This window comes from Centipeda noxia ATCC 43541, assembly GCF_000160555.1.
Classification (GTDB): domain Bacteria; phylum Bacillota; class Negativicutes; order Selenomonadales; family Selenomonadaceae; genus Centipeda; species Centipeda noxia.
Window position 1 is genome coordinate 95,015 of record NZ_GG749282.1, and the last position, 17,270, is coordinate 112,284.

10 protein-coding genes, 1 pseudogene and 2 riboswitches are annotated in these 17,270 nt (G+C 56.7%); all 11 genes and pseudogenes read right to left on the minus strand.

Annotated features, from left to right (window positions below; all coding sequences use genetic code 11):
- Nucleotides 1–4,171 (minus strand): annotated as a pseudogene (locus tag HMPREF7545_RS09060) (autotransporter outer membrane beta-barrel domain-containing protein); the annotation flags it as partial.
- A gap of 259 nt (nt 4,172–4,430) precedes the next feature.
- Nucleotides 4,431–4,585, minus strand: a riboswitch (cobalamin riboswitch).
- Nucleotides 4,586–4,643: 58 nt separating this feature from the next.
- The gene (locus tag HMPREF7545_RS09065) at nt 4,644–6,560 is read right to left on the minus strand and encodes a TonB-dependent receptor plug domain-containing protein (RefSeq protein ID WP_006695443.1); all 1,917 of its coding nucleotides are present in this window, start codon (nt 6,558–6,560) and stop codon (nt 4,644–4,646) included.
- Between the two features lie 210 nt (nt 6,561–6,770).
- A riboswitch (cobalamin riboswitch) is annotated at nt 6,771–6,995 on the minus strand.
- A 93-nt stretch (nt 6,996–7,088) separates the two neighbouring features.
- On the minus strand, nt 7,089–8,057 hold the full coding sequence (locus HMPREF7545_RS09070; protein WP_006695444.1) for a TIM barrel protein: 969 nt from the start codon (nt 8,055–8,057) through the stop codon (nt 7,089–7,091).
- A 97-nt stretch (nt 8,058–8,154) separates the two neighbouring features.
- Nucleotides 8,155–10,176, minus strand: coding sequence for a TonB-dependent receptor plug domain-containing protein (locus HMPREF7545_RS09075; RefSeq protein ID WP_155812224.1), 2,022 nt, complete (start codon nt 10,174–10,176; stop codon nt 8,155–8,157).
- A 36-nt stretch (nt 10,177–10,212) separates the two neighbouring features.
- Nucleotides 10,213–10,926: an energy transducer TonB gene (locus HMPREF7545_RS09080; RefSeq protein ID WP_040571378.1), complete on the minus strand. Its 714-nt coding sequence runs from the start codon at nt 10,924–10,926 to the stop codon at nt 10,213–10,215.
- A gap of 13 nt (nt 10,927–10,939) precedes the next feature.
- Complete coding sequence (locus HMPREF7545_RS09085; RefSeq protein WP_006695447.1) at nt 10,940–11,974, minus strand: FecCD family ABC transporter permease; 1,035 nt, start codon at nt 11,972–11,974, stop codon at nt 10,940–10,942.
- Nucleotides 11,971–12,837, minus strand: a complete 867-nt coding sequence (locus HMPREF7545_RS09090) for an ABC transporter ATP-binding protein (RefSeq protein WP_006695448.1) — start codon at nt 12,835–12,837, stop codon at nt 11,971–11,973. The genes HMPREF7545_RS09085 and HMPREF7545_RS09090 overlap by 4 nt, the downstream gene beginning before the upstream one ends.
- Nucleotides 12,838–12,846: 9 nt before the next feature.
- On the minus strand, nt 12,847–13,833 hold the full coding sequence (locus HMPREF7545_RS09095) for an ABC transporter substrate-binding protein (protein WP_248681326.1): 987 nt from the start codon (nt 13,831–13,833) through the stop codon (nt 12,847–12,849).
- A gap of 60 nt (nt 13,834–13,893) precedes the next feature.
- Complete coding sequence (locus HMPREF7545_RS09100; protein ID WP_006695450.1) at nt 13,894–15,171, minus strand: nitrogenase component 1; 1,278 nt, start codon at nt 15,169–15,171, stop codon at nt 13,894–13,896.
- Entirely contained in the window at nt 15,164–16,468 is a 1,305-nt protein-coding gene (locus HMPREF7545_RS09105; RefSeq protein WP_006695451.1) for a nitrogenase component 1, read from the minus strand. Before HMPREF7545_RS09105 ends, HMPREF7545_RS09100 begins: the two co-directional genes overlap by 8 nt.
- The gene (locus HMPREF7545_RS09110) at nt 16,458–17,270 is read right to left on the minus strand and encodes a nucleotide-binding protein (RefSeq protein WP_006695452.1); all 813 of its coding nucleotides are present in this window, start codon (nt 17,268–17,270) and stop codon (nt 16,458–16,460) included. Before HMPREF7545_RS09110 ends, HMPREF7545_RS09105 begins: the two co-directional genes overlap by 11 nt.

Below are 17,270 nucleotides of genomic sequence, written 5' to 3' on the forward strand. Positions count from 1 at the left end.
AAAGATTCCGCTCCCCGCCGACATAGCCGTCATAGTAGAGTTTGCCCGCCAGCGCATTCAGCGTCTTGCGCACGGCTGCCTCATCATGGAGCGCCACGCCGTTGCTGTCCGTCACCATGGTGATGGAGGAGTCCTTTGCGGCACGTCCGATGTGCGTGTCTCCATAGACCTTATTGGGATCTTTACGCGCGGCATCGCTCCCGTAGTCCTCTGCCTGCGAGCCATCGTTGACATGCTCGTAGACGAGACGCATATTGCCGCGGAAGTCATCGATAATGATATTGCGTTTATCCTTTTGCCGGATAACACCGCCATCGGCATTCAAGCGGCTGACGCGGCTGTCTCCCAGCTCTGCCTGGCCGTTTTTGTCCATGCCCGTGCCGGACTTCACATGCTCCCATGTGCCGCCGTTGCGGAGGGTAAGGTAGCCATTGCCCTTTGCCAGCTCCCAGTAGTTGGTTGGCCATGTGTACATATCGGTCGTAAAGAGTCCCTTGAGCACAGAGTTCTTCGTCGTCAGTCCGATATAGGCAGCAGCAGAGCCCGCCTTGACCTGCACATCGCCATCGATCTGCACGTCACGGGCTGCATCCATCGGAACGATGTTGCCTGCACCGTCCATTGTTGCATTGATCTTTGCCGTGCCGGGCGAGTTGACATAGAGCGCAGCATTGCCCTTCGAGGTAATCTTTCCGCCGCCGATGGTGAGCGTCCCCGCATCGACAACCACTCCCTGCGGCGCATTGATATCGACGGTACCGTCGATGGTGAGACGCGCAGCATTGTTGTAGCTCTCGAGGAAAATACCCTTATCCTGAGACGTAATCTGCACAGGGTTGTCTGCCGTATTCTTGATATAGAGGTTTGCAGCCCCCTTATCACGATCGGCAACCAGATGAATGCCGTTGTTCTGCGCACGGACCGCCGTCTTGCCGAGCGACTTCATCTCGAGTGTTCCGCCATTCACGAGGATACCCGTCGACTCGTCTCCACGGCGCTCGCCGGACTGTGTGCGCACGTTGCCGTCACCCGTCTGAATGGACAGCGCATGGCCGTTCATATTGATGCTGCCGTTTTTGCCCTTTCCCCACATGATGCCGCCAAAGTCATAACGGCTGTATTCGTTGTGCGCCTTGACCGGTTTGTCACTGAGTGCGGGCGTAAATACGGCGTCACCGGTAAAGTTATAGGCAGAGCCGCTGCGAATCCCTTTCGTATCCCAGTACTTCTGTTCGCGAGCGGAACCGTCCCAGTCGCCCTCGACGAGCTGGCGCCCCTCACCGATATCCTCCTTGACGCTGCCCTGTCCATCCGCCTGGAACGTGATATCCGCGAGCTGCTTCGATGCCGATGAGGAGGTCAGCCCCTCGGCGATCATTGCCTTCCCCTTGAGATTGTGCTCGGTCGCAGCCGCATCATAGTAGAGTTTTCCAGCAAGAGCGTTCAGGGTCTTATGCACAGCTGACGCATCTGCCGTATTCACCTGTCCGGCATCCGTGACGACGGTCATCTCGGCATGCTCCGCCGCACTCTTGATATGTGTATTGCCCGCCTTGTAGTGCGCAGCGTCCGAGCCGTCCCCTTCGTGCGTATAGAACAGCTTCGCCTTGCCCTCGAACCGGTCAATCGAGAGATCCGCCGTGTCGTTCTGATGGATCTCACCGCCATCTGCCTTCAGATGCGTCAGATGACTCTTTGCGATATTACCCGCACCGACAGACTGATTCTCCCAGCGTGCGCCGCGGGAGAGCAGAAGGTTGGCGCTGCCTGTTCCGCCGATCTTGCCCTTGAGATAAGAGCGCTCTGTAACAAGCGCCGCAGCAAATATACTGTCCGCCCGCTCAACCGACACGTTGCCGTCAATTCTAACATCGCGATCTGTCGAGGCAGTCTGCAGATCGCTGCTGTCCCCCTTCACATTGATGAATACCTTGCCGCCGCTCGAGATTTCCGCAGCTCTCGCATCTTTTCCGGCAGACAGACGCCCGCCGCCGAGGCGGATCTCACCGCCATATGATGCCTTAAGGAGGTTGTCCTGATCCTGTTCGACATCGACAAGCCCCTTGATATCCACAAGGGCTTTTCTGGAGCCGCTGCCCTTTGCCTGGATCGCTGCCCCTTTTTCACCGCTCGTCATGTTGCGAATCTTGACTGCATGCGCTGCCGCATCATCGTTTCCGATGACAACGCGTCCGTCTTTCCTGCTGGTCGCCATGGCATAGATACCGTTGTCTGCCCGCTGTGCACCGCTGATATTGATATCAAGGCCGCCCGCATTCTGGATCTCAAGCGCACCCGCAGCCACTGCGATACCGCCGGCATATCTCTGCGCAGAGTCTGCCGTACTGTTCAGCGTCAGTCTATGCCCGTTCATATTGATCGTCTTGGTATCGGAGGACGACTCCTCGTCCACAACAATGCCCCCGGCATAGTAGCGCTGGGCAGGAATCATGTCACTGCCGCCGGCATTCGTGCGGATGATGACATCTTTGTCGAAGGTATAGTGCCCCTCATCATCGCCGTATCCCTGCGCCTTCCACTTTTCGCTCAGCTCCATGCTGTCAAACCCGACCTCTGCGATCTGCTGCGTCGTATCAAGTACAGCAGGTGCATCAGGTACGGACGGCTGGGCGGGCGACGTCCCCGGAACCGAGGGGGTTGGGAGCGCAGGAAGCGGGGCTGCAGCTGTGCCGGAGGCGCTGCCCTGTCCGCTCGCCGCAGAGAAGTTCATGCCCTCGACCTTGCGTTCTGCCGACGAGGCAGTCAGCCCCTCAGCGAGCATTACCCGTCCCGTGAGATTCTGTTCTCCGCTCTTTGCCGCATCGTAGTAGAGTTTTCCTGCGAGTGCATTCAGTGTCCGGTGCACGGCATCCGCATCTGTCTCTGCAACGCCTGTGTGGTCGGTCACCATCGTGACAATCGAGTTTGCCGCTGCCTTCACAATATGGGTATCACCCGCCGCATAGTCTGAGATCTGTGCGCCGTCGCCCGTATGCTGATAGTAGATCTTCTGCCGGCCTGCATAGTCATCAATTGTCAGCTTGCCCGTATCATTCTGAAAAATGTGGCCCTCGCTGCCGTCCGTGCTCGATAGCCGGGCAAGCCGCGTGCCGCGCCCGCCGTTTATCGTATCCCATACCGCACCGTTCTTAAGATAGAGCGTTGTCCTGCCCTCTGATGCCCCCTCGGTGCCGCCGGTCCACTTGGAGGCTGCGCCGTTCAGGCCGAGGTATACCTCGCCGTTCCTGCCGGCATGGATCGGTCCTGCAAGCTCCGTCTTTGCTGCAGCTGCATCCGTTCCCGCATCATTGACACCAAAATAGACTTTACCTGCACCATTCAGCCACATCAGCCACTGATCGCGGGCCTTGTTGTCCGTCACCTTGAGCGTGCCGCCTCCGATGCGGACGACGCTGTTCGACGCACTGTCATACTCCGTACCGAGCTGGATGCCGCGCTGAATTTTCGAATCTGCAATGTCTACATTTCGGATATTGATGGTGTTGTCTTTTCCGCTGACGTGGATGCCATAGGTACTCGGCGCCTTTGGATTGCCTAAGCCTCTCTCCGTCCAGTTGTGATAAACGGCACCCGGTTGAATGGCAAGCGACCCATTGAGGTTCAGGGTCACCTTCCCCGGTGCCCAGATCCCGCGTGCCGCCTCCTGGCCTGCCCATAGCTCATTGATGCGCACATCTGCATTGATGTCGGCCCGCATCGGTTTTTTCGCGTACTCGTCAAAGCGGATGCCGCTCACCGCACCGCCCTTCTGCTGCGAATCATTCCAGCCGCCCTTTGCATTGATCGTGATGAGACGGTTTCCCGCTGACGGGTTATTCTTATCGCTGTCGATGGTGAGCGTCGAGCCGCTGCGAATCTGGAGACCGGACGCACGGTTCTCATAGCTCTTCAGATCGCGTATATCAAGACCGAGATCATGACCTGCCATATCGAGCGCAAGAGCTCCATTCGCATAGACAGCGCCAACCCCTGCCGAGGTATTTCCCGTAAATGTAGTCTTATTTGCCTTGACCGTTGTGTCCTCGGTCAGCGTCATATCCTCCTTGATCGGCTTCTGATCCGCCGCCCACACCGGTACCTGCCATGAGCCGGCGAGCAGAGCGGCGGTGATCCCAAATGCCAGTCTGCGCATACGCGCCGTTTTCTTCATGTTTGTTTCCTCTCCTTTGATATATCAACTGCCGGGAACACATCTCGACTGCATCCGCCCATGTTCCCCGCTGCCAATCGCCCTATCTGCAGCTGTACTAGAATCCAATCAGCTTCCCGTATACCGGCATGCCTCACACTCCTCCGCATATAAAAAACGCGACACAAAAGAAACACCTGACCATGTGTCCGGCAGCGGCATCTCAGATCGCTCCGCAGACGGTCTGCTGTGCATCATCTTGTATCGCGCAAGTGACATACAATAATGAAGAAGGCAAGCGGCACTCTGGCTCGGTTCATCGCCCTGCCGTCTCTTTGTGAGAGAATTGCGGCGGCAGGGCTCCCCATACAGTTGCGGAACAGCTCCGGCGTCGCACCGGATTCCCCGCGTTCTGCTTCCTACACTATAAAGTTATGAGATTCCCCCGGCGACGCTCCGTATAGGAACGCTGCCGGAGAGAAACGGTATATGCTTAGAAGCTCTGCTCGATGCCGATCATGAAGTTGCGGCCGGGTGCCGTCCACCACTGTCCGGCTCCCCCATAATTTACATTAGAGTACTCGGCATAGAACTGGTTGAATATATTGTTTGCCTTGAGATAGACCTTCGTTGCGTCAGCAATCTGATAGTTCATCGCAAGATCGACAACCCAGTAATTATCAGTTGGGAAGAAGGGTCCCTGTGCAGCCGTCGTTGGACGTCCGGGGCGTCCGATGATGCCGCGTACAAGGAGTGAGGAATCGAAGTCACGGTTGCGGTAATCCACACCGATATTCCACTGATCCTCCGGCAAATATCCGTTATTGTTCTTCGTCCCTGTTCCCACAGCATCAACATGGGTCTTGGTATAACCAACCCGTGCCCGTACATGGGAATCAATGCGCTTCGTAAGCTGGAGTGACCAGCCATGTGCATCCTGATCATCAACATTTACATATTTACCAGCAACATAGTCAATACGATCCTTTGAGTGGCGCTTGAAATAGCTTGCCGTGAGGCTGAGGCCTCTGCCAAAATCACGTGCGATGCCGATCTCCTTCGTATTGCCAGACTCCGGTTTAAGATTGGGATTGCCGTGATTCCCCCATGTGCTCTTTCCATACAGCTGATATGGTGTCGGCGTGATGAAATATCCGGTATATGACATGTAGGCATGCGTCATCGGATCAATGTCATAACCGAGGCTGACACTCGGGCTGTTGTGACTCCCGAATGCAGAATTGCTGTCATGACGAATACCTGCCGTGAGTTTCAGCGTCGGAAGAATACTCCACTGATCCTGCAAGTAGAAGGAACGGTTGATGATCGTACGATCATCAACGCTTCCTTTAATTTCGGTATTGTCCTTCGTAAAGTCAAATCCTGCTGTCACAAGATGATCGCCAAGCTTCTTATCAAATTGGTCACTAAATCTCCATGTCCAAACGCTGAAATTATATGGATCACCTGTCGGGGGAGACCATGCCCCAAACGTGAGCAAATCATAATCGTATTTGCTGCGGGAAACACTCATCTGGTTCTTCATCGTATCGTCAATCTGGACATTCCAAACCAAGCTCCCGTCAAAGTGATCATAGTTCCCCTTATTCGCAGGATATGCCATCTCATGACGAGCCTGATACTGATCCGAATCCTTGTAGGAACGGAAGTTAAGGGCAAGATAGGACGCCTTGCTCAATGCCTTGCCGAGATGGAGATTGACCGAGTCCGCATCAAGTTCAGACGGGATCTTATTCCCATGCGCATCCTTGAAGTCGCTGCTTTTGTCCTTCTGATACTTAACACGCCAATCCCATCCAGCCACAGCGCCTTCATTAGCGATGCTGTACAGCTGACGTCCATAGCTGCCGTAGCCGACGCCGAGTGTCGTCTTCACCTTCTGCGCTTTCTTCGTGATGATGTTGATGACGCCGCCCTTTGCATCCGAGCCGTAGAGGGTCGATGCCGAGCCGTGCAGCACCTCGATGCGGTCGACTCCGCTAAGATCTTTCAGCGCCGATGCAAGGGACGCTCCCGAACCGCCTGCATAGTTCTGGCGGACACCGTCCACGAGAATAACGACATCGCTTGACCCATTGATATAAATATTGTTGCTGTTATTATAACCCGCCGGTCCATACTGGTTGACCGTAACGCCCGGCACATCGCGCAGCGCCTGCGTCAGATCGGTATAGTGACGGCGCTCAATATCCTTTCCGGTAATCACCGTGATATTGGCATTCGCCTTCAGTTCCTTGTTGGGTGTTCGCGTCGCCGTGACGACGGTCTCGCCGAGCATATGCTCATCTGCGGTACGATCTTCATCTGCAGCAAACGCCTGCACTCCCCCCAGAGATACAACCCCCAGTGTGAGAGCGGCAGTCACTGCCATACGAAGATTCTTCTTCATGTTAAACTCCTCCTAAAACATCTGCTTTTGACAGTTCCTAATCATCCGTTACTGAGAAATATCTCAGCGGTCAGATAAAAAGCATTTTCTCAATTTATGTAAAAATAAAGAGACAAAAACCCCTTCCTGCTGTGCAGGAAGGGGTAAAATCCTATTGCAAATAAAAGCATCATAGATCAGGAATCCCTTCCCTGTCGCGCGCAGGTAAAAACAGTGATTGTTAATCAGGCAGTTCTCCTGGCTCCAGTTCATCGCTCGCCTGCGCCTTCCCAAGAAATTTTCTCTCAGTGGCGTGAGGGAAATATACATCTTCCCTGCAGGGTTACTCGCTGTCACAGTGGCGGGACCGCTCCGGCATATAAAAATCATCCTGTTAACGATTTGTTTACCGAATTCCCTATTAAGTCTTTCGACACCTGATCCAATGAATATTCAGTTTTTCTAAAACTCGACAAATCAGACTATAATACTAATTTATTGTCTTGTCAAGTTCAAATATACTGACAATCCAGCTTCTCCATGCAAAAACTATAAAAAATTCAACGCTCCTCTCTGTACGCGCAGCTTATCTTCCAGATCGCCCCGCGATCGGTGCTGGAACTCGTGGACGAGATACTCCGGCTGAACCGCGTCGAGAATACGGAGCGCAGCATCCGTCCGAAAGGGTTGATGCAGGTCCACATGCATGACATAGTCCATCGCCTCTCCCCACGTCAGGGGACGATGCTCACCCACATGCAGGCGCATCATCTCCCTCGTATAGGAACCGGAGATCGACTGATGCAAATGTACGCCATAGATATACTGTCCCAATGCACCGAGTTCACGGTAGATTTTCTGCACATATGCTGCACCGTCCGCCTCGTTCCGGAGGTCGAAATTTGTATTCATCAGATGCCCGGTGTCGAGCATAAAGCCCGTATCGGGATAATCGACCTGCTCCAAAAGCATAGCGGCAAGGTGAGGCTGACGAAAGGTCAGCCCGCGCCACCAGAGATTTTCAAACAGGAGCCTGCACCCCTGCGGCAGTTCAGAGGTAATCTGATTCACCAGTTCGGCCGTCGCTCGGATAACGTCTTCATCCGAGGCGGAAAATTCCCGCGTATACATCTCGGAAGTACGATTATGTGCGACATGGAATACGACATAATGCGGATGACAGCGCGCTGCCTGCCGCAGATTTCGCTTCCATGCTTCCACCCAGTCGCCGACATCCAGCGAGCCGTAGTATGCGCGAATATTTTCCTCGCTACCGAATTCCGAAAGCAGAACCGCGCGCTTGCCGCGCCAAAAATCCAGCCAGCACGGCCAGAACAGGAGATGCACGCCCTTAATGTACTGCGGAGGATGCATGACGCGGTCCCACGGGCCGCAAATCATGAACTCAATGCCGTCAAGCCCATGCTCCCGCACGATGGCAGGAATGGTCCCCGCATCGTTTTCGAGAACTTTCTCCACGTCGCAGTCCGCATTGGAGAGATTTGTTAATTCAAGCATTCTGCCCTATTTCTACAACAAATGAAAATTTTATATGATGCTGTGTTATTTTAACACCGTTCCCAGGTCTTGTAAAGAAAGGGCAAGGATATCCCGATCAGAATCTGTAGCTGTAACTCAGGAGATAGTTGATCGGCGCAACGTAATACTCCGATCCGCTGTGCATCGTGGTGTCATTGCGGTTGAGCACGTTGTCGATGCGGAGGCTGAGCTCGCTGTTCTCATCCGGCGCATAGGTCGTATTCCACGTTGTGAGGAGATACGGCTTCGATCGATATGCCGGCGCATCGGACGGCGACTGCACACGGTCGGCGAGATAGGAGGCCGAGAGCGATGAAGTCCACTTATCCTTTTTGTAGGTGACGCCGCCCGTGAGCTGGATCCTGCCGAAGGTGCGCTCCCATCCGAGCATCTTCTTGCTGCTCTTCGTCTGCGGGTTCTGCCATGTCAGCCCCCAGTTGTAAGAGAATCCGTGCGTGCCCTGGATCTCGTTAGAGAGCTCCAGTCCGATGTTGCGGAAGTCCTCATTCGTATATTGATATTCGGCGCGCCCGCCGATGCGGTTGACCCGTGCTGTAATATTATCCTTGACGCGCATATGGAAAAGCGCGGCCTTCCACGAATGTCCGTTATGTTTCTGCTTCCACCCGATTTCATAGTTGACGCCCTTCTGCGGACGCAGATCGGGTGCTGCCATCTGGCGGTCATTGTTGGGATACATCTGGGCAAAGGTCGGCATGACAAAGGATTGGCTGACATTCAGATAAACGCTGTTCTCGCGGTTGAGCTTGTGCAGCCACTGCGCCGAAGCACTGAGGTTATGATAGTTCTGCCCGCGCGCAGCACCTGTCGTCCATGTCTCGCGCAGCCCGAAGATGCCGGTGTTGCGTTCGTCAAACCGCTGCTCCCACTGGCCGAATACGCCCCAGTTGTTGCGCGAATAACGTGCATTATCCGTACTTGCATCCGTGGGAATATCCGCAAATCTCTCATGCATAAGATCGACTCCCAGAATGGCAGTTGATTTCGGATTCACTCGCCATGTCCGCTGCATGTCGATCCCGTAGGTCATATTCTTCTCACGTGTGTGGTACCGCCCGTTCGGTGTTCTGAGCCCGGTTCTGGAATTAAAATAGCTCGGCCCCTTAAACTCCAAAGTTCCCGTATTAAAGAACAGGCTTCCCTTCCATTTGCTGTCCCGATAGTTGAGCTGGGTGATGTACTGCTTCGTTTCGTACTTCCGTCGGTTGTACGGTTCACCGATACGGATATGCTGCGCAGCCGTCGGGCCATGCGTATTGTCCACAGCAGTGACTGTACGGCTGTATTTCCCCTCCGTCTCATAGTAGCCGACCTGGAAATCCAGCCGCGGATTCACACGGTATGTGACACCCATATTCTGCTTGACGATGTCATAGATATCCGTGCGCGTCTGCGCATGGAGGCGTGCCTGTTCATAGTCCGTATAGGTGAGCTTGTCCCTGCGGCCGAACTTATCATAGTTGTAGTAGAAGCCGAACTTATCGTCGCCGAGCGTTACGCCGCAGCTGCGCTGTCCATAGTTGCCAAAGCCCGCATGCACCTCATTCGTGCTTTTCTTTTTCGTAATGATATTGATGACGCCGGCGACTGCCTCGCTGCCGTAAAGGACAGAACCGCCGCCCTTGACGATCTCAATACGCTCGATCTGGCTCGCCGGAATCTGATCGAGATTGTACTTGCCGCGCCATGCGATCGGATTGCCGTTCATGAGTACGAGTGCACCGCCCTTTAGGCCGCGCACATTGACTTCGTTCGTCATTGCTCCCATCGCCGCGCCGTTTGGGCCAAAGGATTTATAAACAAAGCCATTCACCTTCTCAAGTGCATCTGATGCATTCGCCGCACCGCTCTTCTTAATATCCTCGGCCGTGATGACCGTCGTCGCTGCCGGCACATCGATATCCCTCTTCTGTGTACGCGTCGCCGTCACAACGACTTCGCCGAGAGAATATGTCGGCAGTGTCTCGTCATCACCTGTCCCCGTATGTGCGGTCTCCGCCGCATAGACCTGTCCCGTCATCGCAGAAAGCACGACAGCAGCCGCAAGGAACTTCTTATTCCACATCTTCATCGTCATTATCATTCTCCTCTCTTGAAAAGCATACATCAAAAATTAATTCAATTGAAAATGGAAGGTCTTTGTCCAAACGCCTCTCCGCCCGTTATCTCCCGGATTGAATTGGAAGCGCCAGCCTGCAGCAATCGCCGCCTGATCCATCGCACGGTAGCCCGACGAGGACTCGACATTGACCGCTTCCACAGAGCCGTCCGCTGCCACGAGGATCTTGATCGTGACCGTCCCTTCCACATCGTCGTCAATCAGTTCCTGGGGATATTCCGGCTTTGCCTCAGAGCGCAGGCTTGCCTCAACGCGCTCTCTCGGCGGAGCGGATGCCGAGCCTAGCCCCGCGCCCCCATCCCCGCCGCTCGCTCCTGCACCGGATCCGCTCCCCGTTCCGGCAGATGCGGAACCACTCCCCGCAGTGCCTTGCCCGCCGGGCGTCCCGAGCGCTGTTCCGGCGCTCGCCGTGCCCGCCGTATTCTGCATAGGCCGCGTCTGCTGTTCCTGCTCCTGCGGCGGCTGTACGGTCTTATCCTGCACGACAATGTCATCCACGGCGGGCGCCGGAGCAGCAGCGGGGGCGGCATCTCCTCCCGCGCTGCCCGTATCGCCGCCCGCATCATAGAGCACGACATCAATAGGCGCCTTGTTCCCTGTGGGCGCCGCGATAGAAAAGAGGCCCAATGCCGCTGCAATTAAAAAGAGCAGGAAGTGCAGGAGGAGAGAAAGGCCGAATGCACGGCACTCTCCATAGTTTTCGATCATATCGCCCTCCATATCATCCATCCATTTGCATATGTCTGCGCAGAAGATACAGGAAATACGGCGTCCCGATAAACGCAGTCATAATGCCGACGCGAATCTCCATCCCCGGGAGCAGAATACGCCCCACAGAGTCGCAGAGTACAAGGAACACCGCTCCCGCGAGAAGGCTCGCCGGAAGGAGGCGCCGATGATCAGGCCCGACAATGAGGCGCATCATATGCGGCACGACCAGCCCGACAAATCCGATATTCCCGCTGATGCAGACCCCGGCTGCCGTTGTGAGCGAGGCAAGCACGAGAAAAAGCAAGCGGAACGCCGTCACAGGCATCCCCGCCGCACGCGCCTCCACCTCCCCGAATGCAAGCAGGTTGAGATGCCGTGCGAGGAGCACCATCACCGACGCGCCGATCCCGATCGGCCCGATGCCGAGCAGGACGTGATCCCAACGGCGATAATCCAGCCCGCCGATGGTCCAGAACAGATACTGCTGCATCTTTTGCTCGTTCATCATGGTAAGGATTGCTGCAGTGCACGCCGCAAGAAACATCCCCACCACGACGCCCGAGAGCAGCAGTGTCATAACGGGAATTCGGCCATGCCGCATTGACAACGACACGGTGAGACTCACCGCTAAAATGGATCCCGCAAAGGCAAATGCCGGCAGCGAGAGCACATTGGCGGCAGTCACGCCGAGCCCGATGGCAAGCACAGCACCGACCGATGCACCGCTCGATACGCCGATGATGCCGGGGTCGGCGAGCGGATTGCTGAAGATCCCCTGCAGAACTGCTCCCGAAATACCAAGCCCCGCTCCAACCATCATTCCGACGAGCGTACGTGGGAGACGGATGTGCCAGAGCACGGCCTCCTGCTCAGGTGTCGGAGCGACATTCGGGAGGATTGGCAGGTCTGCTGCATGCGCAAAGGAGGCAATGACCGTCTCCATCGGGATATCATATTGACCCGAGCTCATGGATAAAATCACAGCAAAGACAAGCGCTCCCGCGAGCGCACATATGAAAAGCTGTGTGCTGCATCTCCGCTTCATACTGCCGCCCTCCGCTCATCAGCACTGCCGAGAATTACGTTGAGGAGATGCTTCTCCCGCTCCCCGATCGGAGGAGGCTCCGTATATACCTCCGCATGACGTGTCAGCGGATTCTCAACGACCCGCACAGGAGCGCCGTATGCCTGCGACAGGAGCGCATCAGTCAGCACATCCTTTGGTACCCCGTCGGCGAGGAGCGTCCCGCGTCCGATGAGCAGGAGGCGTGAGCAAAAGCGCGCAGCAAGGCTCAGTTCATGTGCGACGAGCAGCACGGTCTTGCCCGCCGCAGAGAGCTCGCGGCAGAAGCGAAAAATCTCCTCCTGATAGATGATGTCCAGCCCTGTCGCCGGTTCATCGAGGAAAAGTACCGGCGTCTGCTGCGCAAGCACCTTTGCGAGCAGAACGCGCTGACGCTGTCCTCCTGACATCGCATGCAGCGGATTATCCGCGAGCTCTGAAACGCCCGTATATGCCATGCATGCCTCGGCAATCGCAAGATCATGCGCCTTTTCCTGACTCCACCATGAGAGATAGGGATAACGCCCCGCGAGGACAATATCGCGCGCCGTATAATCGAACGTCATTTCCACGCGCTGCTGAAGATACGCTGCGCGGCGCGCAAACTCCTTTGCGTCGAGCGTATTGATATCGCCCCCCATCAAAGCGGCAGAACCCGAGAGCATCGGAAGAATCCCGCGCAGCGTCTTGAGCAACGTGCTCTTGCCCGCACCATTCGGACCGATCAGCCCGACGATCTCGCCCTCTCCCACGGAGAATGACACATTCTCCAAAATGACCCTGCCGTTATATCCCGCATAGACCGCATCCGCACGAATCATCTCGTTCAAATATAATCCCCCCATCCGCAGCGCTCACGGAACTGCCGAAAGATGTTCGTCCTCGCCCTGCTTGAACGCGTCGCCATAAACACGGTACGCGATTTCCTGCACACCGAAGACAAAATCCTGTGAGCAGTTATAGATATAGCCCTCAAACGGCTCCGCAAATGCCTTGTTCCGAATCGCCTTCATCGTCTGCAGGGACGGATCTCCCAAATACTCTCTACGAAACTGATCGACATCGTACTTGCCGTGGTCGTTGTAGGTCGGCAAAAAGAGAATGTCGGGATCAATCTGAACAAGCTGTTCCTTCGTCATAACCTGGAAATCACGAATGCCGAGTTCGGCACGTCCGTTGATCACGCCCGCATAACGGCACGCCTCGTCAAAGCTGCTGCCAAGGCCTCCGTAGCCGCCCATAAGTGAGATAAGGACAACTCTCTTGCGCTCGTCCTGCGGAATCTTTGCGACCTTTTCCTGAATCTCGGCAAGTTTGCCGTCCATCATCGAGAGAAGTTTCTCCCCGCGCTCCGGCACGCCTGCCGCTGCAGCGAGGAGCTGAATGGTCTCACGAATCTCCGCGAGATTTGTCGCACCCTTGCAGACGATAACCTTGAGTCCCGCCTCGCGCAGAGACGCGACCATCGTGAGGTCTCCCCAATCCGGAACGACAACGAGATCAGGATGCAGTGCCATAATCTCCTCCACCGTCGGATTGCCGATGCGCTGCGGGATCTCCTTGACAAGGCCCGTGACGTTGGAACTCACGGGATCATCGAGCAAGCTGTTGACTGCAGCAATGCGCGCAGGCTCGACAAGCCCGAGCATGACCTCGTCCGTGCTCATCGAGAGCGTGACAATGCGTTTAGGCGGCGCAGGGAAGTCAACAGCCGTCCCCTCGATGTCCGTAACCGTATAGGCCGCGGTCTGATGCTCTGCCGTGTTCGAAGGACCGCATGATGCGAATAGGACACTCAGCGCACAGAGAAAAAGCAGGACTATTCCTTTCTTGAATAACATTTTTTCTTCCTTTCCAGCAGTCATGAGTGGATTATACCACAAAATCATGGGAATTTTCCTCTAGGGAAGCAAGATTTTTCGCCGCAAAATACGGTCGTTCCAGAGTGTTTCCTCAATATGACGCGCTCCGCGCAGTCCCATAAACGGAGCATCCGAGAGGTGCAGGACATCCTGCACGGGATAGGCTGCGGGAAAATACGCAGCCGTGCGCGGGTTGATGTGTGCGGACTCGTTGCTGCTGCCGATCAGAAGCCCCCCATCCAACCCGTTGAGGAGCTCCCGGATGCGCACGGCATCCGTCTCACCGAGGATCTCATCCGCAATCGGAGCTGCTGTAGGCACGCCCTCAGCGTCCGCCGCAACGGCGAGATGACAGACATCTGCCCACTCCGTACGCAGTGCCTGCGCGATCCCCCAAGCCGTGGAGCGGGGGGCGCGAATGAGTGCTGTCTCATAGCGGAGTTCTCCCCAGAGGCTTTTGCACTCGTTGATGCGCAGAAAGTCCTCGCGCGTAACGCGCGTGATCTCCTCTTCCGCAGCATCGGCACGGGGAGCGGGCAGCGCACGTCCGATCTCTACGAGCCACTTCCGCGTTCCCGCGCGGCCATAGGGAGGCAGAGGTGCAATGCAGGGCATGCCGCAGGTCTCCGCAAGCAGGCGGGCAGCACCGCCCCCCAGTTCGTCATGCACAACAATATTCAGCGCTGCCTGCGTCAGGCCGCTCAGATCCGCAGCGGACATATCACAGCCCAGAGCGACATTTACATGATAACCCGCCAGCGCAAGGAGCCGCATGAGTTCGTGCGCGTCGTTCTCCCCGTTGTAGTAGGCACTCGTCACACCGATGAGATTGACGGCATTCGCCTGCCCCGCACGCTGCTCAGGCAGGAATGCCGAAAGCACGGCACACGCGGCCTTATCCCAGCCATCGGCAAAACTCCCTGAGAGACCGCTGCTGTCCAGCACGGCGATCGGACAGGAGAGCCCTGCCCCGCGGGCAATCGCCTCAATATCGTCGCCGATGAGCCCCGCTGCACAGCTGCTGATAATCGCGAGCAGCGGAGGCGGCTCCGCCGCATAGGGTGCGAGTGCCTCCCGCAGATACTCCTCTGCGCCGAATACAATGGCATCATTATCCAGCTGCGTGCAGATCATACGGTGTGAGATCGTGCTTTGGCTGTGCTCGATATGCCGCATCGCAAAGAAATAGCACCAGAGAGGCCCGTTGACGACAATGACAGCATCCCGCAGCCCTGCAAAAAAGGCCGATGCGCCTGCAAGCGCACAGGTATCCGTGCACATACAGACATCGTCGAAGGATTTCTCCCGCTCACCCATAGATCAGCCCTCCTCTGCTCTCATGCCGGTGCAGTATCTGCCGCATATCGTCCAGCAGACGACGCTCCATCGACCATCCGACCGACGGCAGCAGTGCGAGGAAAAGCTGGCGCAGCTTCGCATCAACGAGTTCATGTGTCGTGAGGACGAAGTCTGCCGCATGCAGCATCTCATCCGCTGCCGCATCCCCCTCGTAATAGATGGGAACATCGGTCAGACACCGCAGTGCCTCCTCCATCACTTCACGCCGTGCGGGCATAAAACAGTCCAGCAGCACGATTCCGGACAGCGCAACGCCGGCCTTGTTCAGCAGGCGCAGGATGATTTCCGGCTGGAACCATGTAAGGTCGCGGCCAATCGCAAGCCCGCATCTTCGCCCCGCGAGATCAGCGCGCGCCTTCTCGACAACTGCGGAAAAGGACGCCTCCTCCGATGCGATGGCACGCTCTGCCACATCCTCTCGGTGACAGAGCGCGCCGACACGGCGCAGCCATGTCTTTGTCTCCTCCGCGCCGACGGCATAGACATCGGCGAGATACGGCGTGCCGAAGCGCTCATGCATATGCTCTGCAAGCTCCGCCAGCTGTGCCTGCTTCTGGTCATCCATCCGGCGCCCGAGGAGAATGATGAGCTCCGCCTCCGGCACCGCCTGCATCTCATCGAGCGCGAGATACGACGGAAACTGCGCCGTCACCTTGAGATTGAGCAGGGCAAGCAGCCGCCGCAGCTCCTTCACATATTCTCCATGCATGCCCCCGCAGTCACCGAGGAGAGCAACGGTTCCCGGCTTTCGCTCTGCGGGGTGCATGAAGCGGTCCACGAGCGCACGCGCAGCATCGAGATACCCCGCATAGTACTCCCCATCGAGGAAGCCATGCGCAGACACCGCCATGACGGGAATCCCGAGCTCCGTCTCCATCTCCTCCGCGATCGCCTTCGTATCATCACCGATCACGCCGCTGACGCAGGAGTTTGCGATGAATACGGCCTGCGGGTGATACTTCTCTGCGGCAAAGCGAATGCACTCCCGCAGCCGGTCCTCGCCGCCGAAAATCGCCTCGCTCTCGCCAAGGCCGCTCGTCAGGAGCGGCACGGGAGAGAGACGTACAGAGGTCCCGGCTGCCGTCAGCCGGTGAAAGCTGCTCACATCCATGCCGTGCGCAATATGCGCACACGGACGCGGGCTGTGAAAGACAACGAGTGCACCCCGCACGAAGGACAGCGCGCGCCAGACACCCGGCATGCTGCAGCTGCAGTTCGTCCGGTGGACGCCGACCCGCTTGACCTCAATCCCCATAGCGCTCCACCAGATCCTCGAGTTCCTCGAACTCCATCGGCGTCGGAACGGTCAGCATCTCATTCGTATCGATCGCCTGGGCGAGTGCCATATAGTGCTGCGCCTGCTCCGAATCAGGCGCATAGGCGATGAGCGTCTGCCGATGAATCTCTGCCTCATGCACAGCGCGCGACCGCGGGATGTAGGTGATGAGCTGTGTGCCGATACGTGCAGCAAACGCCTCGAGCAGTTCTCGCTCACGCAGAACATCTCTGCCGTTGCCGATGATGCCGCCGAGCTTCACCGCACCGCGCTCGGCGAAACGGCGCACGCCCTTCGCGATATTGTTCGCCGCATAGAGCGACATGAGCTCGCCTGAGGAGACAATGTATATCTCCGAGGCATAGCCCTCACGGATGGGAACGGCAAAGCCGCCGCAGACCACATCGCCGAGGACATCGTAGAGAACGACATCGAGGTCATCAAATGCGTGCAGTGCCTTGAGGCGCTCGAGCGCAACGATAATCCCGCGCCCTGCACAGCCAACACCAGGATCCGGCCCGCCGGCCTCAATGCAGCGAATGCCGTTCCACCCTTCATGCACGAGGTCTGCAAGTGTCAGCGCGACTCCCTTTTTCTCCCGCTCCAGATCGAGGATCGTGGAGGGTGCAATACGGCCGAGCAGAAGGCGCGTCGAATCATTCTTCGGATCACAGCCGATCTGGCAGACGCGCCGTCCCATGCGGGAGAACGCGGCGGATACATTTGCGGCTGTCGTGGACTTGCCGATGCCGCCCTTGCCGTAGAAGGCAATTTTTTTCAT